Origin of the sequence: Falsihalocynthiibacter sp. CO-5D18 (assembly GCF_041205445.1) — a bacterium.
GTDB lineage: Bacteria > Pseudomonadota > Alphaproteobacteria > Rhodobacterales > Rhodobacteraceae > Falsihalocynthiibacter > Falsihalocynthiibacter arcticus.
Genome location: NZ_JBGFCF010000008.1, coordinates 133,547 through 160,266 on the forward strand (window position 1 = coordinate 133,547; position 26,720 = coordinate 160,266).

26 protein-coding genes and 1 tRNA gene are annotated in these 26,720 nt (G+C 51.9%); 14 read left to right on the forward strand and 13 right to left on the reverse strand.

Annotated elements, in window-relative coordinates; all coding sequences use genetic code 11:
- The first annotated feature begins 176 nt into the window (after nt 1-176).
- The 6 genes from AB9F27_RS12435 to AB9F27_RS12460 all read left to right on the forward strand — a co-directional run bounded on the left by AB9F27_RS12435 (nt 177) and on the right by AB9F27_RS12460 (nt 5,417).
- Entirely contained in the window at nt 177-2,195 is a 2,019-nt protein-coding gene (locus tag AB9F27_RS12435; RefSeq protein ID WP_335584449.1) for a phosphatidylglycerol lysyltransferase domain-containing protein, read from the forward strand.
- Nucleotides 2,196-2,290: 95 nt separating this feature from the next.
- Entirely contained in the window at nt 2,291-3,304 is a 1,014-nt protein-coding gene (gene bmt / locus AB9F27_RS12440) for a betaine--homocysteine S-methyltransferase (RefSeq protein WP_335584448.1), read from the forward strand.
- 133 nt (nt 3,305-3,437) lie between these two features.
- Nucleotides 3,438-4,139, forward strand: coding sequence for a B12-binding domain-containing protein (locus AB9F27_RS12445; RefSeq protein ID WP_335584447.1), 702 nt, complete (start codon nt 3,438-3,440; stop codon nt 4,137-4,139).
- A gap of 105 nt (nt 4,140-4,244) precedes the next feature.
- Nucleotides 4,245-4,460 (forward strand): hypothetical protein, encoded by a 216-nt coding sequence (locus AB9F27_RS12450; RefSeq protein ID WP_039003187.1) that lies wholly within the window; start codon nt 4,245-4,247, stop codon nt 4,458-4,460.
- On the forward strand, nt 4,441-4,779 hold the full coding sequence (locus tag AB9F27_RS12455; RefSeq protein ID WP_335584445.1) for a YbjQ family protein: 339 nt from the start codon (nt 4,441-4,443) through the stop codon (nt 4,777-4,779). Before AB9F27_RS12450 ends, AB9F27_RS12455 begins: the two co-directional genes overlap by 20 nt.
- A complete protein-coding gene (locus tag AB9F27_RS12460) occupies nt 4,776-5,417 on the forward strand; it encodes a DUF1638 domain-containing protein (RefSeq protein WP_369757743.1) in 642 nt (213 codons plus the stop codon). Before AB9F27_RS12455 ends, AB9F27_RS12460 begins: the two co-directional genes overlap by 4 nt.
- Here the strand turns inward: AB9F27_RS12460 and AB9F27_RS12465 are convergent.
- Complete coding sequence (locus AB9F27_RS12465) at nt 5,414-5,836, reverse strand: SufE family protein (protein WP_335586654.1); 423 nt, start codon at nt 5,834-5,836, stop codon at nt 5,414-5,416. The genes AB9F27_RS12460 and AB9F27_RS12465 overlap by 4 nt on opposite strands.
- 162 nt (nt 5,837-5,998) lie before the next feature.
- On the opposite strand from AB9F27_RS12465, the gene AB9F27_RS12470 reads away from it, so the two are divergent.
- Entirely contained in the window at nt 5,999-6,472 is a 474-nt protein-coding gene (locus AB9F27_RS12470; RefSeq protein WP_335586653.1) for a hypothetical protein, read from the forward strand.
- An 18-nt stretch (nt 6,473-6,490) separates the two neighbouring features.
- Here AB9F27_RS12470 and rnd read toward each other — a convergent pair whose 3' ends face one another.
- The 3 genes from rnd to purM form a co-directional block, all read right to left on the reverse strand.
- Nucleotides 6,491-7,660, reverse strand: a complete 1,170-nt coding sequence (rnd, locus tag AB9F27_RS12475; RefSeq protein WP_335586652.1) for a ribonuclease D — start codon at nt 7,658-7,660, stop codon at nt 6,491-6,493.
- A gap of 83 nt (nt 7,661-7,743) precedes the next feature.
- Nucleotides 7,744-8,337: a phosphoribosylglycinamide formyltransferase gene (purN, locus tag AB9F27_RS12480; RefSeq protein WP_039003181.1), complete on the reverse strand. Its 594-nt coding sequence runs from the start codon at nt 8,335-8,337 to the stop codon at nt 7,744-7,746.
- Nucleotides 8,334-9,380: a phosphoribosylformylglycinamidine cyclo-ligase gene (gene purM / locus AB9F27_RS12485; RefSeq protein ID WP_335586651.1), complete on the reverse strand. Its 1,047-nt coding sequence runs from the start codon at nt 9,378-9,380 to the stop codon at nt 8,334-8,336. The genes purN and purM overlap by 4 nt, the downstream gene beginning before the upstream one ends.
- Nucleotides 9,381-10,534: 1,154 nt before the next feature.
- On the opposite strand from purM, the gene AB9F27_RS12490 reads away from it, so the two are divergent.
- The 5 genes from AB9F27_RS12490 (at nt 10,535) to AB9F27_RS12510 (ending at nt 13,789) form a co-directional block, all read left to right on the forward strand.
- Nucleotides 10,535-10,611 (forward strand) — tRNA-Ile (locus AB9F27_RS12490).
- A 966-nt stretch (nt 10,612-11,577) separates the two neighbouring features.
- On the forward strand, nt 11,578-12,186 hold the full coding sequence (locus AB9F27_RS12495; RefSeq protein WP_369757744.1) for a thermonuclease family protein: 609 nt from the start codon (nt 11,578-11,580) through the stop codon (nt 12,184-12,186).
- A gap of 14 nt (nt 12,187-12,200) precedes the next feature.
- Nucleotides 12,201-12,653 carry a hypothetical protein gene (locus AB9F27_RS12500; RefSeq protein ID WP_369757745.1) on the forward strand — a complete coding sequence of 151 codons (453 nt, stop codon included), beginning with the start codon at nt 12,201-12,203 and terminating at the stop codon, nt 12,651-12,653.
- Nucleotides 12,654-12,656: 3 nt separating this feature from the next.
- A complete protein-coding gene (locus AB9F27_RS12505) occupies nt 12,657-12,950 on the forward strand; it encodes a hypothetical protein (RefSeq protein WP_369757746.1) in 294 nt (97 codons plus the stop codon).
- A gap of 56 nt (nt 12,951-13,006) precedes the next feature.
- A complete protein-coding gene (locus tag AB9F27_RS12510) occupies nt 13,007-13,789 on the forward strand; it encodes a hypothetical protein (protein ID WP_369757747.1) in 783 nt (260 codons plus the stop codon).
- A gap of 652 nt (nt 13,790-14,441) precedes the next feature.
- Here the strand turns inward: AB9F27_RS12510 and AB9F27_RS12515 are convergent.
- Nucleotides 14,442-16,145, reverse strand: coding sequence for an ATP-dependent endonuclease (locus AB9F27_RS12515; protein ID WP_369757748.1), 1,704 nt, complete (start codon nt 16,143-16,145; stop codon nt 14,442-14,444).
- 459 nt (nt 16,146-16,604) lie between these two features.
- Between AB9F27_RS12515 and AB9F27_RS12520 the strand changes: the two genes are divergently transcribed.
- Entirely contained in the window at nt 16,605-18,107 is a 1,503-nt protein-coding gene (locus tag AB9F27_RS12520) for an AAA family ATPase (protein WP_369757749.1), read from the forward strand.
- A 222-nt stretch (nt 18,108-18,329) separates the two neighbouring features.
- Here the strand turns inward: AB9F27_RS12520 and AB9F27_RS12525 are convergent, their stop codons facing one another.
- Nucleotides 18,330-18,506, reverse strand: coding sequence for a hypothetical protein (locus AB9F27_RS12525; protein WP_369757750.1), 177 nt, complete (start codon nt 18,504-18,506; stop codon nt 18,330-18,332).
- A gap of 320 nt (nt 18,507-18,826) precedes the next feature.
- Between AB9F27_RS12525 and AB9F27_RS12530 the strand changes: the two genes are divergently transcribed.
- Nucleotides 18,827-19,237, forward strand: coding sequence for a hypothetical protein (locus AB9F27_RS12530; protein ID WP_369757751.1), 411 nt, complete (start codon nt 18,827-18,829; stop codon nt 19,235-19,237).
- A gap of 524 nt (nt 19,238-19,761) precedes the next feature.
- Here the strand turns inward: AB9F27_RS12530 and AB9F27_RS12535 are convergent.
- The 7 genes from AB9F27_RS12535 to AB9F27_RS12565 all read right to left on the reverse strand — a co-directional run bounded on the left by AB9F27_RS12535 (nt 19,762) and on the right by AB9F27_RS12565 (nt 26,690).
- Nucleotides 19,762-20,079 (reverse strand): hypothetical protein, encoded by a 318-nt coding sequence (locus tag AB9F27_RS12535; RefSeq protein ID WP_369757752.1) that lies wholly within the window; start codon nt 20,077-20,079, stop codon nt 19,762-19,764.
- A complete protein-coding gene (locus AB9F27_RS12540; RefSeq protein ID WP_369757753.1) occupies nt 20,079-20,810 on the reverse strand; it encodes a lysozyme in 732 nt (243 codons plus the stop codon). The genes AB9F27_RS12535 and AB9F27_RS12540 overlap by 1 nt, the downstream gene beginning before the upstream one ends.
- Nucleotides 20,811-20,835: 25 nt before the next feature.
- Nucleotides 20,836-21,081 (reverse strand): hypothetical protein, encoded by a 246-nt coding sequence (locus AB9F27_RS12545; protein WP_369757754.1) that lies wholly within the window; start codon nt 21,079-21,081, stop codon nt 20,836-20,838.
- Nucleotides 21,082-21,189: 108 nt separating this feature from the next.
- Nucleotides 21,190-21,606, reverse strand: a complete 417-nt coding sequence (locus tag AB9F27_RS12550; RefSeq protein WP_369757755.1) for a DUF4376 domain-containing protein — start codon at nt 21,604-21,606, stop codon at nt 21,190-21,192.
- Complete coding sequence (locus tag AB9F27_RS12555; RefSeq protein WP_369757756.1) at nt 21,599-22,009, reverse strand: hypothetical protein; 411 nt, start codon at nt 22,007-22,009, stop codon at nt 21,599-21,601. Before AB9F27_RS12555 ends, AB9F27_RS12550 begins: the two co-directional genes overlap by 8 nt.
- Nucleotides 22,006-26,289 (reverse strand): hypothetical protein, encoded by a 4,284-nt coding sequence (locus tag AB9F27_RS12560; RefSeq protein ID WP_369757757.1) that lies wholly within the window; start codon nt 26,287-26,289, stop codon nt 22,006-22,008. The genes AB9F27_RS12555 and AB9F27_RS12560 overlap by 4 nt, the downstream gene beginning before the upstream one ends.
- Complete coding sequence (locus tag AB9F27_RS12565) at nt 26,286-26,690, reverse strand: DUF6950 family protein (protein ID WP_335585111.1); 405 nt, start codon at nt 26,688-26,690, stop codon at nt 26,286-26,288. Before AB9F27_RS12565 ends, AB9F27_RS12560 begins: the two co-directional genes overlap by 4 nt.
- Nucleotides 26,691-26,720: the final 30 nt, after the last annotated feature.

A 26,720-nucleotide genomic window follows, 5' to 3' on the forward strand; every position in this document is an offset into this window, starting at 1 on the left:
ACGCGCCCCTATCCCTAGGTGGCGCGTTTTTTTTTGTTACAATTCTATATGTTAACTCCCCCCTAAGATAGTTCCCTTACACCTACTAGCGGTGGATAAAAGGGACGGCGATGGGGAACAATGTGAACACTTCGATTGATCGAGGGTCGAATGGAACTACGGCAAAGATAGATTCCATGTCGTTTGAGCCACCTCCTAAGATGGCCCGCAAAAATCTAGCCACTCTCTTTATGCGGCACCAAATTGCGAGACAAGCCGCCCCCATTGTGTTGGCGATTGGCTTCGTTGCCCTTTTCCTCGACAATATGGTCGCCTTGGATGTCTCACAAATTTGGGCGGCCGTGCAAACTGTCTCAGGCGTACAGTGGGGAATGGCAACCGTTGCTACCGCAGCGAGCTTCTGGGCGGTTGGACGGTATGATGCCGTTATCCACCGTCATTTTCGCACACAAGTGGGCAATAAAATCGCTTCTCGCGCAGGAATCGCCGCAATTGCTGTTTCGCAAACCACGGGATTTGGGCTTTTCACCGGTGCATTAACACGCTGGCGCCTTCTCCCTGAAATCAGTTTCCTTCAAGCCACACAGATTTCTGCGGCTGTCGCTGTCTCGTTTTTGGCAGGACTGGCGGTTGTTATGTCCTTCGCCGCGCTCCTTTTCCCTCTGCCCGTTGGAATTGCAGACCTTAGTTTTGGGTATCTTGTCCCGCTCCTTTTGCTCCCGCCCCTCGGGCTCATTGCGCTCGTTACCGCTTCCCTTTTACAACCTCATATTTCCTTTAGAGGGCATAGGCTTAACTGGCCAAGTGTCTCTGCAATTTTCGCAATAACAGGCCTTGCAGCGGCAGATACTTTGGCAGCGTCCGGTGCGCTTTTCGCTCTGCTTCCGCCCGCGCTTGAGCTTGGTTTCAGTCAGCTCTACCCCGCCTTTCTTATTGCCTTTGGGGTGGCATTGGTGTCGGGCACACCAGGGGGCGTCGGCCCTTTTGAGGTCACGCTCCTCATGCTCCTGCCCTTTGTGCCAGCAGAGCCGCTCCTTGGGGCGATCCTTGCCTATCGCACGCTCTACTATGCTTTACCTGCGCTTTTGGGGGCGATAACCCTCGCACGCGGCCCATTCCTTCAGCGCAACAAGCCAAACAAAAGGATGCTGCCTCAAACTGGCGGAATCGCATGGTTTCCCTCGCGCCTCGAGGCTTTGATCCATAGTGCCCCGCGCGCCGAAGCCAATCTTTTACGCCAAGGCGACAAAGCATTGCTGCATGCGCCGAATTCGGCAGGGTGTTTTCTCACGGCGTCTCGTGGACAGGCGCTCATCGCATTGGGCGACCCTCTTGTGGCGGCGCATCCGCAAAGCCTATTGGCGTCCTTTAAGAACATGGCCGAAGCTGACAATCACTTGCCCTTTTTGTATAAAATCAGCGGCCGCATGGCGCTTGAGGCGCGCAAATTTGGCATGGCTGTCACCCCCGTCAGCCGTGAAGCATGGCTTACGCCCTCCGAATTCTGCCTCCAGACCCCAGAATACAGCCAGTTACGCCGCAAATTACGCAAAGCGCAAAAGGCAGGCATTTCCCTTAAGCCGCTGTTTAATCACGCAGACCTTCATCTCACTTTGGGCGAAATGACGCGCGTGGCGCGCGAATGGTCCGCCACCCACGGCGGCGAACGTGGGTTTACCATGGGAATATATGATCCAGCTTATGTGCAAACCCAGCGCTGTTTTCTCGCTTATAAAAACGACAGTCTTGTCGGGTTCGTAAGCTTTTCAACGGTGGCCGCGGAATGGACGCTTGACCTCATGCGCCACGCCAGCAGCATCCCCGACGGAACCATGCATGCGTTGGTAGCTGAGGCGATCAAGACTGCAGCGATTGAGAATATCCCCCGCCTTTCCCTCGCCTCCGTGCCATGGCAACCCGCGCCTTCGGCCTCACGGTTGGCGCATTGGTTTTGGGGGAAGTTGGGAACCCTGTCCGGCGGCGCAGGCCTCACGCAATTCAAATCCAGTTTTGCTCCGCATTGGGAGACGCTTTACATGGCGGGCCCCAATCGCCTCGGTCTCGCCCTTGGTGCATTTGACGTAACACGCGCTATTCTCGCGCAACAACCTGCCGCCAATTTGGCGACCTCGCTCACCACCACTTTAAGCAACGGCGAAAAACGACAACTTGAAACCCTTTCACAAACATTATGACGATAATGAATTTGCACCTTGGCGTAAAAACTGGCATTTGACCGCAAGCCCCCCACTTAATGTGGGGCTATACGTGTTTTTGAAAGGCAGATCCCATGACCAACGCACTGCAACGCATGCTCTCGGAGCGCGACTGGATTTTGGCCGATGGGGCCACGGGCACCAACCTGTTTAACATGGGACTCACTTCTGGGGATGCGCCCGAAATGTGGAACGTGGAAGAACCCGAGAAAATCAAAGCGCTTTATCGCGGGGCCGTGGATGCGGGGTCTGATCTGTTTCTCACCAATACGTTTGGCGGCAACGCCAGCCGTTTGAAATTGCACAACGCACAACACCGTGTCGCCGAACTCAACATCGCAGCGGCCCATCTTGCGCGTGACGTGGCCGATACCGCGGGGCGCCCCGTGATCGTAGCGGGTTCTGTCGGTCCAACGGGCGAGATCATGGTGCCACTCGGAAGCCTCACCCACGCGCTTGCGGTGGAAATGTTCCACGAGCAAGCCGCAGCCCTCAAAGAAGGCGGCGTGGATGTTTTGTGGCTTGAAACCATCTCGGCCCCCGAAGAATACCGCGCGGCGGCCGAAGCCTTTAAGCTGGCGGATATGCCATGGTGCGGCACCATGAGTTTTGACACGGCAGGCCGCACCATGATGGGGGTGACCTCGTCTGATATGGTGGACATCGTGGCGAAAATCGAAAACCAGCCACTGGCCTTCGGTGCGAACTGTGGTGTCGGCGCGTCGGACCTTCTGCGCACGGTACAAGGGTTCTCCGCCCGTGGTCCCGTCACCCCGATTATTTCCAAAGGCAACGCAGGCATTCCAAAATTCCACGATGGCCACATTCACTATGACGGCACACCTGAATTGATGGGCGACTACGCCTGCCTCGCACGAGACTCGGGCGCGACGATCATTGGCGGCTGCTGTGGCACGACGCCGGATCACTTGCGTGCCATGCGCGAAGCCCTTGAAACCCGCGAACGTGGCCCCCGCCCCTCGCTGGAATTCATCACCAAAAGCCTCGGTGGTTTTTCTTCGCCAAAAGACGGCACAGGCGACGATTCAGAGAAACCCGAGCGTATTCGACGCCGTTCGCGGACCTAAACTTCCGTAAAACCAATCTGATGCGTCGGAACAAGCGCCAAGCATGTCGCAAAATGCCAAGTTCCGACAGTAAAGCAGGCCCATCAATGGGCAGACACCGCGCGATTTCGCGCCCTATGAATAGGGTAGACCCATGGCTGACGACGCAGACATCATCCTAAGCGAACTTCCAGACGACGAACTCGTCCTTCAAATGCATGACGACCTTTACGACGGCATGAAGGAAGAAATCGAAGAAGCGGTGCACATCCTGCTGGAACGAAAATGGACGCCCTACGATATTCTGACTAAAGCTTTGGTGGCGGGCATGACAGTTGTGGGCCATGATTTCCGCGACGGTATTTTGTTCGTTCCAGAGGTGCTCCTTGCGGCGGGCGCGATGAAGGGTGGCATGTCCATCCTTAAACCCCTCCTCGTGGAAACTGGTGCGCCAAAAATGGGCAAAATGGTCATCGGAACCGTCAAAGGCGATATCCACGACATCGGCAAAAACCTCGTCGGCATGATGATGGAAGGTGCAGGCTTTGAAGTTGTCGATCTGGGCATCAACAATCCCGTCGAAGATTATCTTGACGCGCTCAAACGCGAAGACGCTGATATCCTTGGCATGTCCGCACTTTTGACCACGACCATGCCCTATATGAAAGTCGTGATCGACACGATGATCGAACGCGGTATTCGCGACGATTACATTGTTCTTGTCGGCGGCGCGCCTCTGAATGAAGAATTCGGCAAAGCCATTGGCGCCGACGCCTATTGCCGTGACGCTGCTGTCGCCGTGGAAACCGCAAAGACCTTCATCGCACGCAAACACAATCGGGCTTCGGCTGGCTAAAGGTTTCGTCCCCCTGCCCAATTTCCAAAGCCCCGCCGGTGACTTCACGCGCGGGGCTTTCTTTTTTGAACATTCGACCCCATATTAAATGGGATTGGAGACCCTATGCCTTTAGATAAATTGATCCTTCTTCTCGTCATTGTAATTTCCGCCGCCGCGGCGACCGTTTACGTGGCAAGCTTGATGCTGGTGAGCGTTCAGGTGCCCGGCGGGATGCTGCTCCTCATTCCAACGGTGCTCGTTTTCTATGTCGTTTACCGTGTTATTTCAGATCGCGTGAAGAACAAGGAGGATGACCACTATGACTCTGTCGAAAAATAGCCCCCTTATTCTGACCATCGAAACCGTTCCTGGCCGCGAGATTATAGACGTATTGGGCCTCGTTAAGGGCTCAACTGTGCGAGCCAAACACGTCGGAGCGGACATAACGGCGGCCTTGCGCAATATTGTGGGCGGAGAAGTTAAGGAATACGCGCAACTGTTGGCGGGTGCACGCGAACAAGCAAAAGACCGCATGATCGACGACGCGCAAGCCTTGGGAGCGGACGCCATCGTCGGCGTTCGGATGCAAACCTCCGCGATCCAAAACGGCGCGTCCGAAGTTGTGTTTTACGGCACCGCTGTCCGTCTAGGACGATGACATTGCAGAACCCAAACCCTACCGACGAAGCCCTCTCTGAGGAGGAACACGTATTGGCCACGGGTCGTGTGCTCCTGATTGCTTGCGGGGCTTTGGCGCATGAAATTTTGGCGCTCAAACGGCTGAATGGTTGGGATCATCTCGCGCTGCGCTGCCTGCCCGCAAACCTGCACTTGCGTCCCGAAAAAATCCCAGCCGAAGTTGCACGCGTCGTGATCGAAGAACGGGCGCAATACGATGATATTTTTGTGGTTTATGCCGATTGTGGAACGGGCGGACTTTTGGCCAAAGAATGTGCGTCCCTGGGGGTCGAAATGATTGCTGGCCCGCATTGTTACGCGTTTTTTGAGGGCGTCGACGCCTTTGCCGCCCACCCAGACGAGATCACTGCCTTCTACCTCACCGACTTCCTCGTGCGGCAATTCGATGCCTTCGTAATCAAACCCATGGGCCTCGACCGCCACCCGCAATTGCGCGACATGTATTTCGGGAATTACACAAAACTGGTTTATCAAGCCCAGACCGACGACCCTGCCCTCACCGAAAAAGCCAAGCTCTGCGCGGCGCGTTTGGGGCTCGCATTTGAGCGCCGTTTTACAGGATATGGCGAACTAGAAACGGCACTCGCGCAGGTTTAAAGCGTGGCTTGCGCGATACCGCGAATACGTTCCACCATGGCGCGTACACCGTTTGAGCGTTGTGCGGATAAATGCTCATCCAGCCCAAGCCGTCCCAGCTCTGCTGCGGCATCCACCGATAAAACATCCGCCACCGTGAGGCCGGAATAAAGCGCATGCAGCACTGCCACGAGGCCGCGCACGATCATGGCGTCACTCTCGCCACGAAAATTAAAAACCGCCTTGGGTCCTGTTCCCGATACATCGGGCATCAACCAGACTTGACTGGCGCAGCCGTCCACTTTGGTCGCGGGGACACGAAACACTTCCTCAAGTTCAGGCATAGCGCGCCCCAACTCGATCACGTGCCGATAACGGTCCTCCCAATCGTCGAGAAATTCAAAGGTTTCGGCGATGTCTTCAAACGCAGCGCTGGCCATATTTACTCCTTGCTTATCCTCCCTTTGAGGTAAGACCCGCCGCCCAAAAGGTCCAGCCCCCTTTCCAAAATCGGGTTGCGTCTTTTCAAATGGCTTCCAGTAGGCTACCTCAGAAGAAACAGCGGCGTGCAAACTGGGTGACACGCAAAAAGGAGACAACGCATGAGATTTCCGACCTATTTGATCGTGTCAATGGGCCTAGCCGCCGGCGCCTGCTCCTCAGTATCGGACTCGCGCTATAACCCAATGAATTGGGGCCAAAGTGAGGATATTGCTGCGACTTTAGCTCCCGAAGACGGCTATCTGGTTCTCCAAGACAACCGAAACCTTATCGCGCAAGTTACGAATTTAACCGTGGTCAACGCCCAAGGCGGCGTCATTGTGCATGCAACTGGACTTCCCCCAACTCAAGGCTATTTTGACGCGGAGCTTTTCCCCCGAAATGAGGAAAAGCCAGAGGGTGCCACATTGGTTTATGAATTCCGCGTTCTTGAACCCAACCGGCAACAACGCGTTTCATCCGAGGTTTCCCGAGAGGTCATCGTGGCGCATTTCATTTCCACCGCCAAATTGCGCGGTGTGAACGAGATAAAAATTGTCGCGGCCCAAAACTCTCGCTCTAGCCGCGCGCAATAGGCCTATCCGACCAACCGCCTAGTTGGGTAGAAGTTCAACCACATCAACGTTTTGCCCCTTCAGGGCAAGGGCCACTTCACCACGGCACAGACGCATTGCATCCTGCCCAAAGACTTCGGCACGCCATCCGGCCAAGGCTTTAACGTCGCGACCACCCGCTGCTATAACGTCTAAATCCGCGGATGAGGCGATCAGCTTAGGGGCGACCCCAGTCAGGTCGCATTTTGCCTTCAACAGGACCCGCAACAAATCGGCCAACGCCGGATTCACTTGCAGTTTTTCGCGCGAGCGATCGGGTTTTGGAATCTTGTCTTCGGGAAGAACGAGGCCCGTTTTAACAGCGGCCAAAATACCGTCCGCAATATCGCCCCGACGCGCTTCGCGTAGCAAAAGGCGCGATCCGCTCAAGTCGTCAAAGCTGCTGGGTTTCGTTGAGGCCAACTCCAGCAACGCATCGTCTTTGTAGACACGGTTGCGGGGAATATTGCGTGTCTGTGCGTATTCTTCGCGAAACTGGGACAGGGTTTTAACAAGGGCCATAAACCGCCCACTTGTGGTGCGCGTTTTTACCCGTTTCCACGCGTCCTCGGAAGGTACAACATAAGTTCCCGGCGAAAGAAGCACTTCAAGTTCTTCCTCTACCCACTTGGAACGATTTGATTTTTTCAAATCTTTACTCAGAAATTCATAGACATCCCGCAAATGGGTTACATCCGCCAGCGCATAGGTTTTCTGGGCCGACGTCAGCGGGCGACGGGACCAATCGGTAAACCGCGATGTCTTGTCGATGTTGGCTTTGGCAATTTTGCGGACCAATGTTTCATAACCGACCTGCTCGCCAAAACCGCAAACCATCGCCGCCACTTGGGTATCAAAAAGCGGGATGGGAAACACGTTGCCTTCGATAAAAAAGATCTCAAGATCTTGTCGCGCCGCGTGAAAAACTTTGACTACATTCTCGTTGCGAAACAACTCATACAGCGGTTCGAGCGAAAAATCGGGGGCAAGTGGATCAACAAGAACAGCGTCGACCTCGTCGTCGTCTCCGGGAACAGCAAGCTGTACAAGACAGAGCTTCGAATAATAGGTGCGCTCTCGCAGAAACTCCGTATCGACGGTCACATAAGGAAAGGATGCTGCGCGTTCACAATAGGCTGCAAGCTCGCTCGTCGTGGTAATCGTGATCATAAAACGCTATTCTTTTTCTTGTTTTTGCCAGACTTTCGGCAATCTTAGGGAAGAGTGAAGCAAATGAAAAGGGAGAGCGTGGCTCAGGTCAAATCCACACGATGATGATCGCCCATAATAAACTTGCGCAGAACCGCTGGATAGAGCCGATGCTCAAGCGGCAGAATTCTGGCGGCAAGGGTTTCTGTTGTATCGTTAGGAAGGATTGGCACACGGGCTTGGCCCAGAATTGGGCCGCCATCTAGCTCGGCCGTGACTTCATGCACAGAGCATCCCGCCTCAGAGTCACCCGCTTCAATCGCGCGTGCATGGGTATGGAGACCCTTGTATTTCGGCAGCAAAGACGGGTGAATATTGAGCATTTTCCCGTTCCAACGCGCCGTAAATTCCGGCGTAAAAATGCGCATAAATCCGGCAAGGCATATGACATCCGGTGCCACACGTTCAAGAATTTCCGTAAGGGCCGTATCAAACGCGAGGCGGTCTTTGCCAAACGGGCGATGATCAAGGCTTGCCACATCAATACCCAAATTCGCAGCCTTGGTGAGGCCCGCGGCACTGGGATTATTGGACAAAACCAAAACGGGGCGCGCAGGGTGATCCCCCTGCATATCCTCAACCAGCGACACCATGTTCGAGCCGCCCCCCGAAATCAGGATCGCGACGCGCAAACTCACAGAAGCGAACCCGAATACCGCACGCCATCGCCCTTGGTGACGTGGCCAAGGGTATAGACGGTTTCGCCAGCCTCTTGGAGGAGGGCCGTTAGGGCTTCGGCGCGGTCCGCGGAAACAGAGAGCACCATGCCAACACCAGAGTTGAAGGTTTTGAGCAATTCTGACTGCTCAATTTTCGCCGTTGCGGCCAGCCATTTAAATACGGGCGGAAGGTCCCAAGCATTCAGATCGATGTCGGCGCCAAGCCCTTCAGGCAAGACGCGCGGCAGGTTTTCGGTCAAACCGCCACCGGTGATATGCGCCAGAGCGTGGACGCCCCCTGCCCGTATCGCCGCAAGGCATTGTTTCACATAGAGGCGGGTTGGTGCGAGAAGTGCTTCGCCCAGATTGCCTTCGCCAAAGGGGGAATCGTCAGACCATTCTAGGCCCGAGACTTCGACAACTTTGCGCACAAGTGAATAGCCGTTTGAGTGGACGCCATCGCTGGCCAGTCCCAAAAGGACGTCGCCCTCAACCACGCCCGCAGGCAGGTCCGTGCCACGTTCCATCGCGCCAACGGCGAAGCCCGCCAAGTCAAAATCACCTTCGTGATACATCCCCGGCATTTCCGCCGTTTCGCCGCCAATCAAAGCCGCGCCTGAGAGTTCGCACCCTTTGGCGATGCCGTTGATAATCTCAGTCGCTTCGTCGAGGTCCAGCTTGCCCGTCGCGAAATAATCGAGGAAAAGCAGGGGTTCAGCGCCCTGACAAACAAGATCGTTGACGCACATCGCCACAAGATCAATGCCGATTGTGCTCATATTGCCCGTGTCGATCGCGATGCGCAACTTGGTGCCAACACCGTCGGTTGCGGCAACAAGGATCGGGTCGTTGTACCCTGCCCCTTTGAGGTCAAACAAAGCGCCAAAGCCACCAAGGCCAGACATCACGCCGGGGCGGACTGTCCGTTTTGCGGCGGGTTTGATGCGGTCAATCAATGCATTGCCCGCATCAATATCGACACCCGCGTCCGCGTAGGTCAGACCGTTTTTCTCATTTGACATAGGAGGCCCCTTTTTCACTGTTGGCGCTGCTTTACCGCAAGGGGGGTGCAAAGGGAATAGGAGAAGGGAAAACGGACGCAATCTAACAAAAAGGGCCCACTCTAGAGAACGCGCCCTGAAAATCGCTTTGGTTTTCGCTTTAGGACGCGGGTGTGGAATCAATTGTATGGGTAGCTTTACCACTCAAAGTCATAAAATCCGCATCGCTCTGTGCCAAAACAGCGATGTCATTGATGCTGCGCACCACAGCATTTGTACTATCGGCGCCAAATCCCACTGCAACGTGGAGTGCGTTTGCGGCCAAAGTCGTGGCGATGCGGGCCGCGTTTAATCTCCCGCGGGATGATCACCAAGAAAAAAGCATCAATGGCACCGGATTCGCAAGCGACTATGTTCAAAACGATCTCCCCTGCGGGAATTTTATGTTCCCATCCAGCAGGTTCGGACGCTTCAATCCAATGCTATTAGGCTAATGCAAACTCAATGATTTCTGGCTCGCTTTTTCCTTAAAGAACCATAACGTCCCTCGTCGCAGAAGCATCGGTCTTTGCCTTTCTGGCACCATTGTGCAGATTGAGATAGATCACCAAGCGATCCTCTGAACCAAGCGATTTTAGCTCTCAAATGCGGCCTTGATCGGAAGATAGATCACTTCGTCGTTCCGATCATCCTTTGGGGCTAAATTTAATCCCTGTGCGCTCCTTTTAAGAAGGGTAAGATCTTGTTCACAGACGCCACAGGCATTTTTTCCACGGCGGGCATATTGAAATCGCCAAAAGGTGGGTCTTATCTGGGCAAAAACCGTGAAAGACAAACCAACACTCACTATGAAAACACATAGTCCGACGCGATACTTTATACAGAGATCAACAGCGCAGGTATTTTACGCAACAAAGCCAGACTGTTGCACATTCCATTCCCCGATGTTGTCTTCCTAGAGGTTCCCAAACGTCGAGCGCCCTTGTTTCGGATCAATTCCGGTTAAGTTTGCGGTATGATGGCCATTCCTAAACGCAACGTTATCAAAACCGTGCGCGTTCACCCCATTTTATGAAGAATTTAATGACCTTGGGAAAATGGAGGCAGAATAGATAAAAAAAGTTATCATCCCTCCTTGACCCGCAGCACATGGATGCGTACTCAAAGCGCTAGGCGGGCCTGTAGCTCAACTGGTTAGAGCAGAGCGCTCATAACGCTTTGGTTGCGGGTTCAAGTCCTGCCGGGCCCACCAAACGCCAAAAAAAACAATGACTTAGGTGGTTTGTGGGTAAATGTTTATCCTTCAAAACACCATGAACGTTCAGAGAATCTTTCCCACTTTTCATCGCAGTCTGCAAACAAAGCATCTCAATGATCACCGCTGAAGAATTCCCACACGAAATGGTTGAAATATCTTGCGCGCATTGCGGCCGAAAAGGACGAATATTGCGTACAAAATTCGCTGCAATTGTGGGGGTGACAACGCCCCTCCCCGAAGCCCTAACCATTTTTGTGAGAAGTGCTGGATGTGAGGAGGAGCGCCCGAGCGCAATAAATATGCACGCGCCGTGTAGGCCGATATATGACAACATCTCTAATGGCTAAGCGAAGGGTTTGTTCCATGGGAGATTGGCTGTAGCTATCATCAAACTGAATTCCCCTAAACGCACCAGAACCTAAATCTAATGATATATATTTATATTCAATTACTTAGCTTTTAAAATTATCAGGACACAACGGAAACAAATCAGAAAAGTGATAAACCGCGACTTGATCTTGATCCCTGTGTCCAAGGGCCCTGCGCAAGCAGGGTCAGCAAGGGCGGAAACCGGACTTTCGCTGCGCCCGCAAACTAAATTGGGCAACTTGAAGAAAGCGGACACTCGGGGCTGCGACCCAGTTTTTTCGATGTGCAAACGCAGCGAAGGTCGGCAGTGAGCCCATGTTACCGATTTTCTGCAAAGCAGTGAGTGGCCGCTGTCGCAAAATCAAAAACCTTCAACAACTGCTTGGGTTTTGAATGGGGTTTTTGGCTGCATAAAACGCAACGGTTTGCGCATATGCCAAAAAGGAGGGTTTTTGGAAGTTTAGCTGTGTCAGATAGACGGTCGTTTACTTGACACACATTACCTAACCATTCGGTGCCGTATCGGTTGACTTCACTCAAGGCCCCTCTATTATATATTCCGGTCAATTGATTTCTAAGAAGGATGCATGAGTGCGCGGTTTTGGCCAAGAGAAGTCTACACGTATTGGCATCTTAGCCATTGCAATTCCCACCGCAGTTGCAGCTGTTCTTTTTGTGGTGACGAATGATGATCAAGTCAAAATCCCTAATGCGATCACAACAGACGCCCCCACTTTACACCCTAAGCCAAAAAGTTCAGAAGCCAGCGTCACACCATCAAAAAGTGATTTGATTGTAGGTGCAGCAATTGTAATTGATGGCGACACGATTGATGTCAAAGGTGTTCGTATTAGGCTACACGGAATCGATGCACCTGAGTCCGGCCAAAAGTGCGAAAAAGATGGACAGCTCTATAGGTGCGGAAAGAATGCGACCCAGTTCTTGGACAACTTACTCCGGGGAAATACCATTTCGTGCTCTCCGAGAGACCGAGACAGGTACGGGAGGATCGTTGCCACTTGTTCTGTGAAGGATGCTGACGTTGGAACAACGATGGTCGCAAATGGATGGGCCCTTGCCTATCGACGCTATGAGCGCGCATACATTCCTTATGAGGAGCAGGCGCAACAGGATAAAAGAGGAATTTGGGCCGGCCGCTATATAGTGCCACAACGCTGGCGAGCTGGCGATAGACTGTAAGAAAGAGGTATGGAATGACCAATGAAAACGAAGACAAATCACGTGATGTCGCAGTTCGCGTAGAACACACACCAACCAAGATCAGTTTTGGTCCAGCGAATGAAATTGATCTTACCGGAATTCCAGACAAAGAAAGAGCTCAGTTGCTTGCTGACTATAACAAAGGCGTTCTCGACATAAGCGTTAAAGCGCACGACATGAAAGTTGATGTCGATGCTTTGCACGCGACACTCAATTCTCTTTCGAACACAACAAACCAAGCAGTCAAGGACGGATCTTCCATAACAATCACGCATACACAAGACACGTCGATAGGCCGCACTGAAATAATTATGGGCAACACTGACCAGGCTCAAACTGGCCGACTTGCGCGCTCGCAAACAGGGGAGAAAGATTGGACTCCATACTATATATTTGGGGGAATATTAGCACTCATCATCATTGTTGCGCTTTTTGCTGGCAGATAACAAATGGCCTCCAATAAATTTTCGATACCAGTCGATCTTGATATTGATCAGATTGAAAAACGGTTCAAAGATTTTTTAGCACACTTAAAATTAGATAAGACAGAGCACGAGGAAGTAATGAAGGATTTTGGATCAATTGTTCTGCCCAATGTCGAGCGTTTACTGCCTCTGATCAGAAGCGGAAGTAACATCAACTTTTCCAAGTCTCTAGCCACATCGAAAGGTGAAGTGGTTGTCAAATTCGATTCTTCAAAAAAGGGCATCTTTGCCCGAATTCTATCAGCTCTTAGGCAATAACTGTTATGGCGGGCCGTTCTAGACATCGTAGCACTTATCGTCATCGATCCGTTGGCATGGAACGCGCCTTGCAGCATATCGAGGATGCAAAACGGCTTTCCCACGAGTTAGGGGGAACAGACAAGGACGTTAAGGATTATTTTTTTTCGCTTTCAAAACCTCAGCTTGATCTGATTTTGAAAGAGTACGGGCAGATACATGGTTCTAGCCCAAAATCGTATGCCGAAAATGCAATCCCGAAGTGGAGGTCGGGAGAGGTTAAGATGAGTGGAACTGTTGCAGAGCGCTTATTCAAGCTCTTACCGCCCAGAATGCCTATCAAGAAGAAGTATGAGCTCGTTGAAAGCCTCTGGCGTAACCTTGGCCCGAAGTCCCAAAAAACCTACACTGTAGGTTACGACACCTCAATTGATCAGATCATTACTGAAGTTAGTAACCATGCGGATAAAGTCATTGAGGATTTTGCGATCCCCGAAAATATTGAAAATAGATTTAAGTGGTTATCAGCGGGGGATGTGAATGTTAGGCAAGAACTTCTTAATCACTTGCAAAAATTCGAACGGCTGTCTGTTCTTAATGGTGCTCGTGAACATGTTCCCACAATTATTGAGCACCTGAATTCCCCTGATGGTGAGGCCACTAAGTCTGCAACTCAAGAATTGAAGGTTGGTAACCACAGCATTCGTCTTGAATTCGAGAAATCTCATAGTGGAATAAGCGAAGGGAGTATTCGAAAACATCAAAATAAACCTTCATCATCAAGCGATGACTCTGTATTTGGGTGGGTGATCTTACTTATAGTCGGAGCCGGAATTCTATATTTTCTCTTTGCACAATAAAATCATTCATTAATGGGTTGGATACACCTTAGCACGCCATCCGAATTTGCCGGACCACTTACGTTATATACGACAGGCGCTCAGCGTTCAGTTTTCCCCCTATCAACAAGCGTATATTTAACATAACACGACTTGTGCGGTTTTCGGTTTTGAGTCTTCCAAAAACGACCGTTTGTTGAACGGTCAGAATTGCAGGCATTCAGATACCCGTTTCTCGAAAGCAGCCATTGGTTCCATTTGGGCCAAAGGTCGTTTTGTCCGCTTAGCAGACCTAGCGACCTAATAATGCTGCGGCAACGTGTCAATGTCCGCTTCGGTGGGCTGCACCGCAGCATTTGAAACTGTTCTGAGCGGCGGGTTTGGGCCGTTCGCGACAGTGATGGAAAGGGGAAGCGGCCCGAATGCTGCATCATGCACATTTGGACTTTAAGGGCGGAAACCGGACTTTCGCTGCTGATGCAAACAAGAATCTACAAAAAGCGATAGCGGACGGTATAATGTCAGATGCTAGTCTTCTGAATATTCAGATCTGGCCACCTGTGACCGTGGCCGGATACAGCTTACCAACTCCTTTTCCAAACCATGCCAACATCTCGGCCAGTGACTGGATTACTAGTGTTTTCGATGGAGTCATATCCAGCCTATCCTTCGCCTAAGTCGCCTGTTTTATCACCTTTGGAAGGCTTTTCCGAATACGAGCATAGGAATGTGGGTAGTTCTTTTTGGGCAGTTGCCTAAGTACGGACAACACTGTTTCTAGCCGCTTTAATGATTTCCCTCTGTTGGACAAAAGCTCGAGTGTCGTCTGAACCGCAGGCTGAATATTCAATTGGGTATATATGAGGGTTTCCGCCGTGTTGGATGCAACCAAATCGACTTCCATCGCCCAGCGGAAACAATACACACCAACTGCGTCCAGTATTTCCATAGCTCTTGAATGATTGGAATGGAATTTGTCCAGCAACTCAGCTTGGTCAGCAAGATCGGGTAGCATTGCGTCTAGTAGTGAATCGACCTTTAGTTCTTTCCGATACTTTGGAAACCCGCGTGGGTCCAAGCTCGTTTTTCTCTCATCATTTAGGTATGGCATGAAGTAGTCTTTATCCACAACGACAGAAAAACTCATGCCTAATTCCCGAAGCAGTTTGTAAGCATACGGCAGGGATTTGACGCCCCCGACGCTGTAGATGGAAACAGCGAACGCTGACTGATCGATGCCTTCCTGGGAAAGGATGTATTTGATCACCTCCCCGTCAATGGGGCTTTCCACCAAAACAATATGGCTGGCAAAAAAGAAGTCTGAATTTCTTTGCCGGTGGAAAAGATAGTACCTTTCTCGATCAAAACCTTGGCCCGCCCAAAATGCACTTTTTATCTGAGTTGTTGTGACCTCAACCCCCCTGGTAGCGGAAGATGTACGCCGACATAAAACCACTTCTTCATGATCTAGTTCATCGAGCATTACCGTAGAATGGGTCGTAAACAATACTTGCAGGGGCAGTTTTCGTAGGTTTTGTAGTAGTTCTCTCTGAGCATGAGGGTGCAAATTCTGCTCAGGTTCTTCAATTCCCAAAACATATGTGCTGCCCTGCAACTCCGCTAGGTAAGAGTATAAACCAAAAGCGGTCATGCTCTGCGTGCCACTTCCGCAATCTTCCAGATCAACTGTGGTATCACCCTCTGTAACGCGCAGCACCAAGTCTCGCAGAAGCAGCGAATAATTTGGGGCCGGATCATATTCCAAAGTAAAGGAAAACTTGCCGTTCAGTGGCGTAACATTGCGGATTTGCTTGCTAAGGCCTTTGAACGCCTGCCGTTGAATTGCCGCACTCAGTTCGGTGACCTTTGGGCTTATTGTGTCGCGCTTTTTTGTGTGTTGCTCAAGCCAAGCCTCCACAACTGATTTAAGGAGGCCCGTGTCACTCCAACTTGAGACCTCATGATCCCGGCGCATCGGCACATAAACATATCGAATATGCTCTGATAGCTTTTGGTGCATATCGCTGGGCGCAGTCACCCAATTTCCGTTGTCACAAATTTGCCAAGTATCCGACTTTCGATATTTCAGACGTGCTCGAATTTCATCTCCGCCTATAGAAAGGCGCGGAAGGTCGCAGTTGGCTGGCACGTTTGAAAAGCCAACAGTGATAATGGCCGTCGTTGTTTTTTGAAAAGCGTGTCGACCTTCTAGGAACGGCAGTTTTTCTTCTTGAAAATTGAAAAACGCGTTTAGCGCTCTCAACAAGGACGATTTCCCCGCACTGTTTTGCCCAACAAGCGCGGTTTCTTGGCTTAGCTCAATTTCAGAAAGTCTTACGGCACGGAATTTCTCAACTGTTAGCTTTATGATCTTCATAAAAGAACTGACCTGAAATGTTTAATTGAAACCACTGGAGTGTTGCGATCAACCCTAGCGGGATAATAACCGGCCGACCAGTGACAAAGACTGATCTCCCGCTTTGTTGCGGCCTTCTCAAAAGACGGCAACATTTAACAACGAGTTCCCGCCGTGTTTCGCGAGCGTTGTGAATGTCCGCACTGCGGGCTGCAAGCGCAGCATTCTAGCTGGTTGTCGAGCGACCGGTTTGGGCCGTTCGCGACAACTATGCTTGAGTTAGGCTCGAGACCTTTATGCGACCGCAGCATTCGACACTAAGGGCGGAGAGCTGCCGTTCGCTGCGGCTGCGCCAATGGCAGCTTTTGAGTGCGTTCAACAAACGGTCCTTTTCGTTAGGGGCTTACTTGCGCGAAGGGTGTGCTCCTGTAATGGTTAGGGGCAATAGATTTCAGATTAAGCCGCACTTTAGGATTTCACATGACTGGCACGATCAATATTCAAAACCTGAGAAATTTAAATAGATTACATTTCAAAATTCCAGATCGGGGAGTAACGCTACTGACTGGAAGCAACGGTTCGGGGAAAACGTCTTTGTTAGCGTGTCTTCGACGTATTGGGCACTCCAACGCATTCCCGATTCATTTTCCAGTTTCACTTCGATCAGAACGGTTGGACAATCACTCAGACGGAACGATAACTTACGAGATCAACGGTGAGACAGTTGAGTATGCTTACAGGGGTGAGCGCTGGACACCTAGACCAAGAAAAAACGCCAATCTTTTTGGGAGTTTTGGTTACCCATCGGTAACATATATTGGGGCTTCAGCAGAGCGTTTTACGCCGAGACCAGAAGATTTTGATACTCAGCATATTCGCGGCGCTGATAATGGTATCAAAGCCGCTGCAAATAGAATATTTGAAACCACTAAATTCTTAAAGCTACGATCAATTAACCTATCGCGTGGAGCGGGTAATGATGCTTTCGTTCTGGCTCTGGATACTACTCCCAAGACCTACCATTCTGAGAAGCACTTCAGTCTAGGCGAGCTATGTGTTCTCAAGTTGTTGCGCCTTTTGACGAATGTTGCAAACAACAGCATGATAATTGTGGACGAGCTTGAGATGGCCTTGCACCCTAGAGCTCAAGTCAACCTGCTGAGATACCTGGAAGAAGAAGCTCGCAACAAGTCGCTAACAATCATTTTTTCGACCCATTCAGTAACGCTCTTGAAGTCAGTTAATCGGAAGAGAATAATTTATCTGGAAAAACAAGATAACGGCGAGGTCAAACCTATCTATGGCTGTTTTCCTACCTACGCGCTTGGCAATATAGCTTCAGACGAAGAGACGCTTCCAGATATATTATTGTATGTGGAAGACACGTTCGCGCGTGATTCTCTAACAGCATTCTTTGAGATGTTCGCAGATGAGCAGTTTAATGACCCTACTCAACGTCCCACTGTAAAGGCTGTTCCTGTGGGAGGTTTTAAGGAGGTGATTTCATTTCTCGAAAGAAATCGCTCGGTCATGCCTCAGCATGTGGTGCAAATTGCAGTATTAGACGATGACGTCAGAACTGAAACCCTTGTCCAGTGGAGGACTCACAACAATCATGCCCAACTAGAAAAGTTCCAACGCCTTGATGGAAGTATTAGCTACTTGCCCTTCACTCCAGAAGTTGGATTGATGACCTTCATCAACGAAAATCAAGCTGCATTTGAACAAGCCTTACGTCGTAGGTTTTCTGACAATCAGATTATAATAGGTCCTGTTATTGCAGGATATGACATCACTTTGACGGGCCCAGAACAGAGGAAGGCGGCCAAAACGACAGTAAAGAGGATGCTCGAATATATTGAGCAGCGAAGCCAAAGTTCACCTGATGCCGTAAGAGAACGTGTCTGTGGGGTGTTTGCAAATACCTCATGGCAAACAAATCGTCCCGAGTTCATGACGTTGTTTGGTCAAATGTTCCGCTAAACCGATTTCAACAAAGGCTCCTCTTGGCACGTCCGCAAAAGATGTAGTTTGATACTTCCACAGACCCCGTTCAAAACCTGAGAGGATATTGAACATTTTTGCCTCCACCGTGATAGCAGACAATAGCCGCGAAGCAGAAACGCGGTAAAGATGGCTCTAACCTGCCGTTAGTCGCAATTTACGTCAAGGACCGCTAAGGGCCGGTAGCTGCCCCCACCCAACTTAGCAACACTCCCACCAAACCTTCACCAACGCCTCCCGCATGACGTCGATAGCATAGCCTGAGCCATAGTTGGCCGCGACACTGCCCTGGGCATGTCCAAGGATTTCCATGGAGAGGCTTTCAGGACAGCCAGAGTTGCGCAGCTTGTCCTTTATGCGGTGTCGCAGCGAGTGCATGGTGATCTTCTTGTCTGGGATGACTGTGCGGAGCCGCTTCATGAGCATGGCGGAGGCTTTGTCATTGCCTCTGGGTTGAGCATAGGGGGGGAAGATAGGGTCGGTATCCGATAGTCCAACCTGATGCTGTCTGAGGCACTCTGTAGCTCCGGCGTTGACAGCACTTTAGCTTCACCAGATTGGAATATTTGACTTTTACTGAGCTTTGCGCTATAATCGATGGTCTTAGTGTCTTTAAATCGATCGATGGTCTTAGTCTCTTTAAAGCGTAGGTGGGTATAACGTTAAAATAATCAATGATTCCATAAAACGAGGGAAATATGATGAAACGTAAGCATTTAGTATTAATCGCGACCGTGGCAGCTTTCTCATTTGTCGGAACTCAAAGCTCGGCACTGGAAACTGGCGAAATGGTGACAACAGGGCTGTTGAATATGCCGCTCGAGGACATCGCCGGTAAAGAGTCGAATGTTGTATTATTCGAAGTAGGCCCTGGCTGGACTATCGACCGTCACTTCCATCCTGGCCACATATTCGTCTATATGATCGAAGGTTCGATCATGATTGAAGCTGACGGTCTTGACGCGCTGACACTTCTTCCAGGCGAGGCGGCGTATGAAATTCCAAACCTGAACATGGTGGCCAATAACGTCAGCTCAACCGAGGGCGCAAAATTTGTCGCGTTTACGGTCGGAAATACCGGCGATGAAGTGATGATTTTCCCAGAATAATTCATCCCTGCTGCTCATTGTATTCTCTCTTTAATCCTGCCCGTTGAACTGTGTGCTAAAGTTCGAAAGTCAGGAATCGATGAAGGGTAACGAGGAAATGGCCACGAAAGCACTCATTACAGGCGCTTCAAGTGGAATTGGCCGAGGGGCAGCTGCGGGCACCTTAGTCATTGTGTTCATGATTGATTCTCAAATATAGGTCGCGCGCTCTCGCGAGAGTCGGGCGACGATATTCTAATCGGATTGTCGGCGCGGTTGGTTTGAATATTTGCCGCGTGGTGTTCGGTGCTGATACACCGAGCGCCCCCGCCCGTAGGCGAGGGTATCTCGTTTTGCGGTCGCTCTATCGAGGACCAACAATTGCAGTATGCTCGATCGCCCACTGCGCCAGCGCCCCATGCCGATCGGCGCAAGTGATCAAATCATTGCCAATTCGCCCTACCGCGATTTCCATTTGAGCTTGGCTCTTTGCACCTGGTGCGAGCCGTGGTTTTTCACAGGGCGCGAGCAGCTCGGCATCAGGCCTAGGGGCGCGCATCCCAGAGGGCGCGGATCCGCTGCACGCTGTCAGCATCAACAGCGCAGCGATCGGCCCCCATTGCTTCAATGGCTGCATATTCAAAATCCTCCTGAAGCGCTGCACGCGCAGCGCGTTCCCTGTTGAGTTCGGCGGCGATGCGGGATGTTTTTTCGGCAAGGTTGAACAACTCAAGGTTTTTGCGCTGTGTCGCCGCCTGCACGTCCTGCATTGCCGCCTTTGCACCATGGCCCCGCCCAAGCCCATAGATGCCACTGAGCGCCGCCAAAACGGCCAGAATGAACCAAGGATTTGGAAGACGCATCACCCCAGCCCAGAGAGGCACAGCTTGCGTTCGGCCCCACGCCGGTTGCTCAAGCCACGGATCACCTTGCCACCCGCCCTGTTCCAGCGCGGCAATTCATGGCAGGCCCCCAGCAGATCGCCCGCGTTCACTTTACGCACCAGTGTGGAGCGACAGGCAGCACCGACACCCACATTCCAAGACCAGGCCATCATCGCGATCTTTGTGTTCACGGGGATTTCCACCGGCGACGCCAAACAGCGATCAAGCTGGCGCTCGAATTCAAGGAGCCCCTCGGCCAGCATCTCCGCGCATTGCGCATCGGTGTAGTAATCCCCCTGCCCCACACCGCGCGTTTCGCCATGACACACCGTCCAAACCTTGCCGATGCTGTCCCAATAGGCTTGGTTCTCTTTGCCTTCCCAACCGCCGACAAAGCCCACCGCACTCGCCAAAGCCACCGCACTGGCTGCAAGGATCCCCACGCCGCGCCGCTTGATCGCCCCGCCGGTAGCGCTCAAATATTCCGCCACCTTTTTGGCAAGGGCATCTTGCTGGGTCACCCGCGCACCAGACACCCCCGCCGAAAGCAAAGACGCGATCGCCAAATATTGCCAATTTTCCAAGCCGAGATCCTCGGGCGCGAAATATTCCCACGCCGCGCCGGCCGCCATCGCCAAAGCGCCGATAATCGCCAAGACCGAAGACCACGCCCCGGTTAAAACTTTCTGCCATCCTAGTATTAGTTTCATTTTTTTTACCTTTCAAATTTTCAAATTATAATTTTGGGAAAACACCGAATTGCTTGAGGGCGGCATAGGCGGCCCCGAGGACCGCGATCAAAGAGGCCACCGCCTTAAGGGTTGAAATCATGCGTTTTTGCGTGCGGTAGGCCAGGACCATTTCGCGCACCGTCGCGCCGCTGCGCACCAATTCCCGAAAATCGTCGCGGTCCTTTTTTACGGCAAACATGTCGGCCACAGAGGCCAGGGTCGCGCGTTCCGTTTCGCTGAATTGTTCCAAATCGCAGATCCTTTTTTCGTCACAATTTCCCCCGCAGGCGGGGCAAAAGACTCATTAAATTTTTAGGGGGAAGGGAAGGCTATATTGGCCGCAAGGCGCGCGGGGCGCTCACCAGTATTGATCGTCTACGAAGTCAGGGGGGATCGGGTCCAAATCCTTCAAGGCGCGGCTAGACTTCATAAACCAATCAACATGCGCCATCGCCGCTTGCGACATGGCGAAAGTCGTTTGCGCATCCATAACAAAAGACGTGTTGTCGCCAACCGTCCACGCAAAATCACTATCGCCACCGTGCCAGCGATAATCGCCCGCTTGTTTTCCAGAAATATAGGCAATGCCCGCCGAAGCCCCGGCCCCTGAAATATTCAACAGGCTTTTGGGGTCGCTTTGAAAATGTTGGCCCGCGAAATCAAATCCAAGATTTATGCGCCGATCCCGTTCCAAATTTATTGCGTCCATAATTTCACGATTTTCGGCGGCCTTTTGCGCCGCTTTGCTTACAACCGTTCTTTTAATTTCAAGCACTGTTTACCTCCAAAATGTAAGTCCGATCCATGTAAAGGCCAGCCGTTTCAAACGCGATTTGATACCGGCCCGCATCGGGCAAAGAAAACTCAACCGCGTGATTTTCTGGAGTTGAGGTTGTCGTGTAAATTGCCTCCCCGTCGCTTAAATCTGTGACGGTGAACACGGTGCCCTCGGGCAGGTTTTCCATTGAATACCCGCCCGCCCCTTTCACCAATTCAGGGGTTTCAGGTCGCGGCACAAAGGCGGCACCGTCGAAGTAGGCTGTTGAAAGGTATTCGAGCGAGTAGCCTTCAACCTCAACAAGCCCAGCCTCAATCAATTCGGCTTGAGTGTAGGGGTAACTCGTGAAACGCGCACTAAGAACGCATCCCGACACTTGGTCAATTTTCGCAAAAATCATTTCACCACCGCCTTTGCAGAAAGTCCAAGGTTTCGGATGCAAGTATAGGTGACGTCTGGAGAGCCAGATTGGTCACCAGATTGGGGAGCGGATGAATCGACGCCAGCATACCCAAAAACCAACTTAAACTGCATCTCAAGCCCCTTTCCCATAACCGTATAAGAGTGCTCAAAGACTGACCAAGCGGTTGTCGATGATGAATCGACACCGTTCGTTTTTTTGTACCACCCACCCCAAGACCCGCCGACTGATCTTTCCCGCTGCCACAATTCTAGCTGTGATCGATAAGTTGAATAAGGAGTTGTGTTATTGCCGCTATTGTATGACCCGTAAAACGATTTCTGGTGCCGATATTCGCCGCGCAAAGCGATGATCCAAAGTTCGTTTGATCCCATCGCACCAGAGGAAACAGTCGCGCCGACCTGAGAGCCAAAAGAGCTTATGTGCGCAGGGCTGTTAATATATGCCAACATATCTTCACCTTTAGAAACCGCGCCTCCGACAATGCTATTTCGAACCACAAGATTATTTAGGATCATTTCGCCATTTTTAGCGAGCGCCCACCCTGTTGTGCCGACGCCTGTGATATTGTCGCCAGAAATCGCCCCGTTGAAGTTGGTACTTTTCAGAGCGCCACCGAACATAGAAAGGCCCGTCGCGGCGAAATCAACTGTATTCAAATTGGACGCATAGATCGTTTCGGCAATGATTGCCCCGCCTGATATTAGCGTGGTTCCGTCTGGACTGTATGTTGTCAGTTCTGTGGCGTCGGCTGTTGTCAAACATAGCACTGGCTCATGGACGAAGACGTAGCTTGAGGTGCCCGCAAGATTTTCATATTTGATAATTTGCCAAGTTGCATAAGCAGCGTCAGCTGGCGCTTGCGCTTTACCGCCATATTTAGGCCAGTCGGCGGGGTTGGAGTCGCCCCCTATTATTCCTGTTGTGCTTAAATCTTCTACCGTAGAGTCCGAAAGATAAACGTTATCAGAATCGCGCCAGCGAATACGAATGACGCGGCGACACCTATGCGTTGATAATTTTGCAGATGCTTCAACCCAATCACCTGCGGAAACTGGCATCCCAAAAGAAACCATTCCCGCAGCCGATGTTACTGGCTTGTTTTCGAAAACTTGATACCCGTCAAGACCCGCCGATCCGCAAGATATTTGAAATGTTGGATAGAGTTTCCCTGCATAACTTAAACCAGCCGCACGAACCTGATAGGAGCCTGTCGAGTGGGCAGTCCCACCACCCCAAGAAAACCAGTTTGTCAGACCGTCCAAGAAATTGCTGTTCACAATTCTGTTGGTGTTGAAACCGACACTCAGTTTATTGGCGGCAATCGTTCCCGCTTTCACAACCGACCCAAGCAATTCAAGCAAGGATCCGCCCGATCCATTTGGGTTGGAAAAGGACGTGGCGATAAACCCCGCGATATTCCCGCCGTTTGTTGTGACTGTGAGGCCCGCCGAAGCTTGGGCAAAACCATCCACCGCGGCTAAAGTCGTGGCTTGGCTGGATACCGTTGCGTTAGTATCATCAAGGTTGCTTTGAACGGTTTGCGTCGCATTTGCGAGAGCGGCTTCTGAACTAACCCGCGCAAGTGTTTCCGTGTTAACCGCCGCCGTAATCGCCGCGTTAATAATCCCGCCGCCGAGTTCTTCGGGAGTGGCTGGCCGAATGGCGCACCTGTGGAATTTCGTTGTGTTAGGCTGGTTAAGACCATCCCCAAAGTTGTCTTTACTCCCGTAGAGATAAAGCCCCATATCAGTAACAGGGTTGCCGACACTTGTGGGACGAACCACAATAAAGGCGACCGTGTAGAGCCTTCCAACTTCGATCGCCACGCCGTTATTTGCGTCTTGAAGGCTGACATAATGGCTTTTAAAAGAAAGTTCGATCCACGATAAGCGCATCCCCGCACTTTGAGGGTCGCCAGCCGCCACCTCAAAAGTAAGTTCAACGACATACCCATCATGGTCAATACCGCCCGTCCAGCCGCTTGCAGAGTGCTTGAGGTAGGTTCCCCCATCCTCTCCTAGAAGGGTTGTCACGGTAAGAGTTTTACCAAGTGGGAACACCTCATTTGTGGTGCCTACAGGGTCAATATCTCCCGTCTTTTCCCAATCGTCAGGTTCAGATTCATCGAAGGTTGCAAAGAATGGGTCCGTGATAAGACCACCCCCGGCAACGGCGGCCTGGGCAAGAATCCCAGTCGCGGCAAGTTCAGAATTCACCGTTCCAAACTCTAAATCACTCGCTGCAATTTGCGTGGCGAGATTGTCCTGAACCGCCGTAACCTCACCTTGTAGAGTAACTACGCCTTGGGCAACGGCATCAGCCTGGGCCTGCGCGGCGGTGATTTCCGCTTCAATTGCAGGGGCTAGATCGACATATCCGAGACGGATATCAGGCGAGGTCACGGCAACCCAACCGCTCCAGGCGGTCAGACGGTTACTAATCGGCCGCACGCGCGCCTCATATTCTATACCGCCAATAATGCCCTCGGCGATATAGAGGCTTCCCGCGTCAATATCGGAAAAACTGCCCTGGGCAACGATTTCAGCGTTAGATTTTACCCGCACAATATAAGAAATATTATCGATGATCGAAGGCACCGAATCCCAAGTAAGCTGCAAAGCTGGGCGTTCACGGCCTTGCGAGCCATAAGGCACGGTTACGCCAAGCGCTGCAAACCCATCAACAGCCAAAACGCTCGGCGGTTCAATTTCAGGCGACGGATCCACAAAGCCCAATTCATCCGAAGGGGTCCAGTCGTAATCCCCCGGGTCGCGCTCGCGCAGCTCAAGCGTCACATTGAGCGATTTGGGGTTAATCACCATCGACCCAATTTCAAACGTCTTTTCGTCGTATCCGTTGCGGGCCGAAGTCCAAGAGATCGAAGATAAAGGGGCCAAAGGCAAAGCCCAAGGCCCAAGCGTGATCGTATGGCGACGAAAACGCCGCTCGTCCTCAATATAGGATTTCATCAACCGTTGAACCTGCCAAGGGGCCGGAACATTGTGCAAGTTCAGGCCGGCGACCAAGCGGCGGCCACCGTCTAAGGCTTCCCAAGCGGCATCAAACCGCGCAGGGGCATCGCGGCTTTCCCAAAGGGCCTCGGGGGAAGGAAATGTTGCCGTAACCCCGTTGAATGTCGCCGCAAGACCCGGGTAAGGGTCCAGGCTTTGCGGCTTTGAGCGTAATATTTCTTCGTCGGAAATCGACATAAGGGGGGCGTCAACCGCCCCGACCTGCGAAACCCATTCGCCGCCAAGTTCGGCAACCATGCCGCCGCAAGATTTTGAAATCTCATCGATCACATCAAGCGGCTGTTCATCCACGCTGATTTCCATGCCCGCGATATATTGCGGATGATCAAGGCCATCCCCATCACGCACAAGCACATCGCAAACATTCATACGCGCCGCCCAGGTCGCAAGATCCAGATCCCGCGCCTCGGCTTGAACGCCCCAAATTGAACCATCCGGCAAGGTAATCCCGCGCAGAATGTTGTAAATCATCACTTGCGGATTTTGGGTAAATTCCCACGTCGAAGGCGTGTCAAAACGGTGCGCACCCACGCCGCCCATCGACCCATCCTTGCGCGGGTCATAAAGCTTAAGACCTTCAACAATGCAGCGAATTTGGGGTTCGCCACGAAATAGGTTATTATTCCGCCGCGCGGTGATAATAACATAAGGGATCCCTGTGCCGATCATGTCCGCAGTCCAAGGCCGCTCGCTTGCGCCGCCATAGTTTCTAATCAGCCCCGGGTCGGCGGCCGTTTGGCTTCCATCATAGGATTTTAGCCAAAGGGATCCCGCATATTTCCCATTTTCAGGAAGGCCATAATCCGCGTGCGCCGTGCCGCCAAAGGCCGCCGCGCCGCCATCAATCACTATACTGCTAACGCCACCGCTCGGCGCATCGCCCACGTCGATAACATAGGTTAAATAATCCAAATGTTGGCCATGGGACATCGGCGGGGCGATATGATTGCCGCCCGTTGCGTAAATCCCGAGAATAAAGCTTTGCGGCTGCACCCCGCCCGTGGTCGTGTGTTGGGTTTTAATTCCCGGCGCGCGCGGCTTGCCGCGCAAAGCCTGCGCGATCCGAGACAAGGCAATGCTTGCCACAGTTTTGAGAATAAACGCCCCAATGGTCGAAGCCTGAATGGCGGTAAAAGCCGCCCCAATAAGTGCGGGGAGCGGCCCGGCATGCGCGGGGGCGGCGCAGAAAATAACTGCGAGAACAATGGGGAGTAAAAGTTTCATACGCGAAAAGCCTTTGCCGCTTGTGTGAGGGGGATCACCCCCATGCCTTGCCGTGTGAGAACAAAAATCGACGGGCCTTGCACAACACCGATTGCGAAATCATCCGCGCCCTTGATCACAGCCAAGTCACCCACCGACGCTTGCAAAACTGGAATTTCAGGGAAAAGGCTGGCCGCGTATTCGACATGATCGGCAAAGCCCATTTCAGAGAGCATCGCCCACCCGCCCTTAAGCGAGGAATACTTGCGCAAGCCCCGCGCAGGGTCAAAGCCCGTCATGGCATGGACCGCCCCCGCCGAGAACAAAGCGCAATCGTTGCGCCCCGCCCGAAACTTCTTGCCGCGTGCAGAGGCGATATAGGCGAACAATTCCGCGCGCCAATTTGGTTTTCTAATAATCATTTTATGATCCCTGCTAACGGCTAAAATCGG

Excerpts from the sequence above, each read along its gene's own strand:
- purM (WP_335586651.1), bottom strand. The coding sequence starts at position 9,380 with ATGTCAAATGAGAAAAACGGTCTGACCTACGCGGACGCGGGTGTCGAT.
- AB9F27_RS12535 (WP_369757752.1), bottom strand. The coding sequence starts at position 20,079 with ATGCGTCTTCCAAATCCTTGGTTCATTCTGGCCGTTTTGGCGGCGCTC.
- AB9F27_RS12465 (WP_335586654.1), bottom strand. The coding sequence starts at position 5,836 with ATGGCCAGCGCTGCGTTTGAAGACATCGCCGAAACCTTTGAATTTCTC.
- AB9F27_RS12455 (WP_335584445.1), top strand. The coding sequence starts at position 4,441 with ATGACTCTGTCGAAAAATAGCCCCCTTATTCTGACCATCGAAACCGTT.
- AB9F27_RS12435 (WP_335584449.1), top strand. The coding sequence starts at position 177 with ATGTCGTTTGAGCCACCTCCTAAGATGGCCCGCAAAAATCTAGCCACT.
- AB9F27_RS12525 (WP_369757750.1), bottom strand. The coding sequence starts at position 18,506 with ATGCACTCGCTGCGACACCGCATAAAGGACAAGCTGCGCAACTCTGGC.
- AB9F27_RS12520 (WP_369757749.1), top strand. The coding sequence starts at position 16,605 with ATGACTGGCACGATCAATATTCAAAACCTGAGAAATTTAAATAGATTA.
- AB9F27_RS12510 (WP_369757747.1), top strand. The coding sequence starts at position 13,007 with ATGGAACGCGCCTTGCAGCATATCGAGGATGCAAAACGGCTTTCCCAC.
- bmt (WP_335584448.1), top strand. The coding sequence starts at position 2,291 with ATGACCAACGCACTGCAACGCATGCTCTCGGAGCGCGACTGGATTTTG.
- AB9F27_RS12565 (WP_335585111.1), bottom strand. The coding sequence starts at position 26,690 with ATGATTATTAGAAAACCAAATTGGCGCGCGGAATTGTTCGCCTATATC.
- AB9F27_RS12500 (WP_369757745.1), top strand. The coding sequence starts at position 12,201 with ATGACCAATGAAAACGAAGACAAATCACGTGATGTCGCAGTTCGCGTA.
- AB9F27_RS12540 (WP_369757753.1), bottom strand. The coding sequence starts at position 20,810 with ATGAAACTAATACTAGGATGGCAGAAAGTTTTAACCGGGGCGTGGTCT.
- AB9F27_RS12445 (WP_335584447.1), top strand. The coding sequence starts at position 3,438 with ATGGCTGACGACGCAGACATCATCCTAAGCGAACTTCCAGACGACGAA.
- AB9F27_RS12515 (WP_369757748.1), bottom strand. The coding sequence starts at position 16,145 with ATGAAGATCATAAAGCTAACAGTTGAGAAATTCCGTGCCGTAAGACTT.
- AB9F27_RS12555 (WP_369757756.1), bottom strand. The coding sequence starts at position 22,009 with ATGATTTTTGCGAAAATTGACCAAGTGTCGGGATGCGTTCTTAGTGCG.
- AB9F27_RS12470 (WP_335586653.1), top strand. The coding sequence starts at position 5,999 with ATGAGATTTCCGACCTATTTGATCGTGTCAATGGGCCTAGCCGCCGGC.
- AB9F27_RS12505 (WP_369757746.1), top strand. The coding sequence starts at position 12,657 with ATGGCCTCCAATAAATTTTCGATACCAGTCGATCTTGATATTGATCAG.
- AB9F27_RS12450 (WP_039003187.1), top strand. The coding sequence starts at position 4,245 with ATGCCTTTAGATAAATTGATCCTTCTTCTCGTCATTGTAATTTCCGCC.
- rnd (WP_335586652.1), bottom strand. The coding sequence starts at position 7,660 with ATGATCACGATTACCACGACGAGCGAGCTTGCAGCCTATTGTGAACGC.
- AB9F27_RS12560 (WP_369757757.1), bottom strand. The coding sequence starts at position 26,289 with ATGAAACTTTTACTCCCCATTGTTCTCGCAGTTATTTTCTGCGCCGCC.
- AB9F27_RS12460 (WP_369757743.1), top strand. The coding sequence starts at position 4,776 with ATGACATTGCAGAACCCAAACCCTACCGACGAAGCCCTCTCTGAGGAG.
- AB9F27_RS12530 (WP_369757751.1), top strand. The coding sequence starts at position 18,827 with ATGATGAAACGTAAGCATTTAGTATTAATCGCGACCGTGGCAGCTTTC.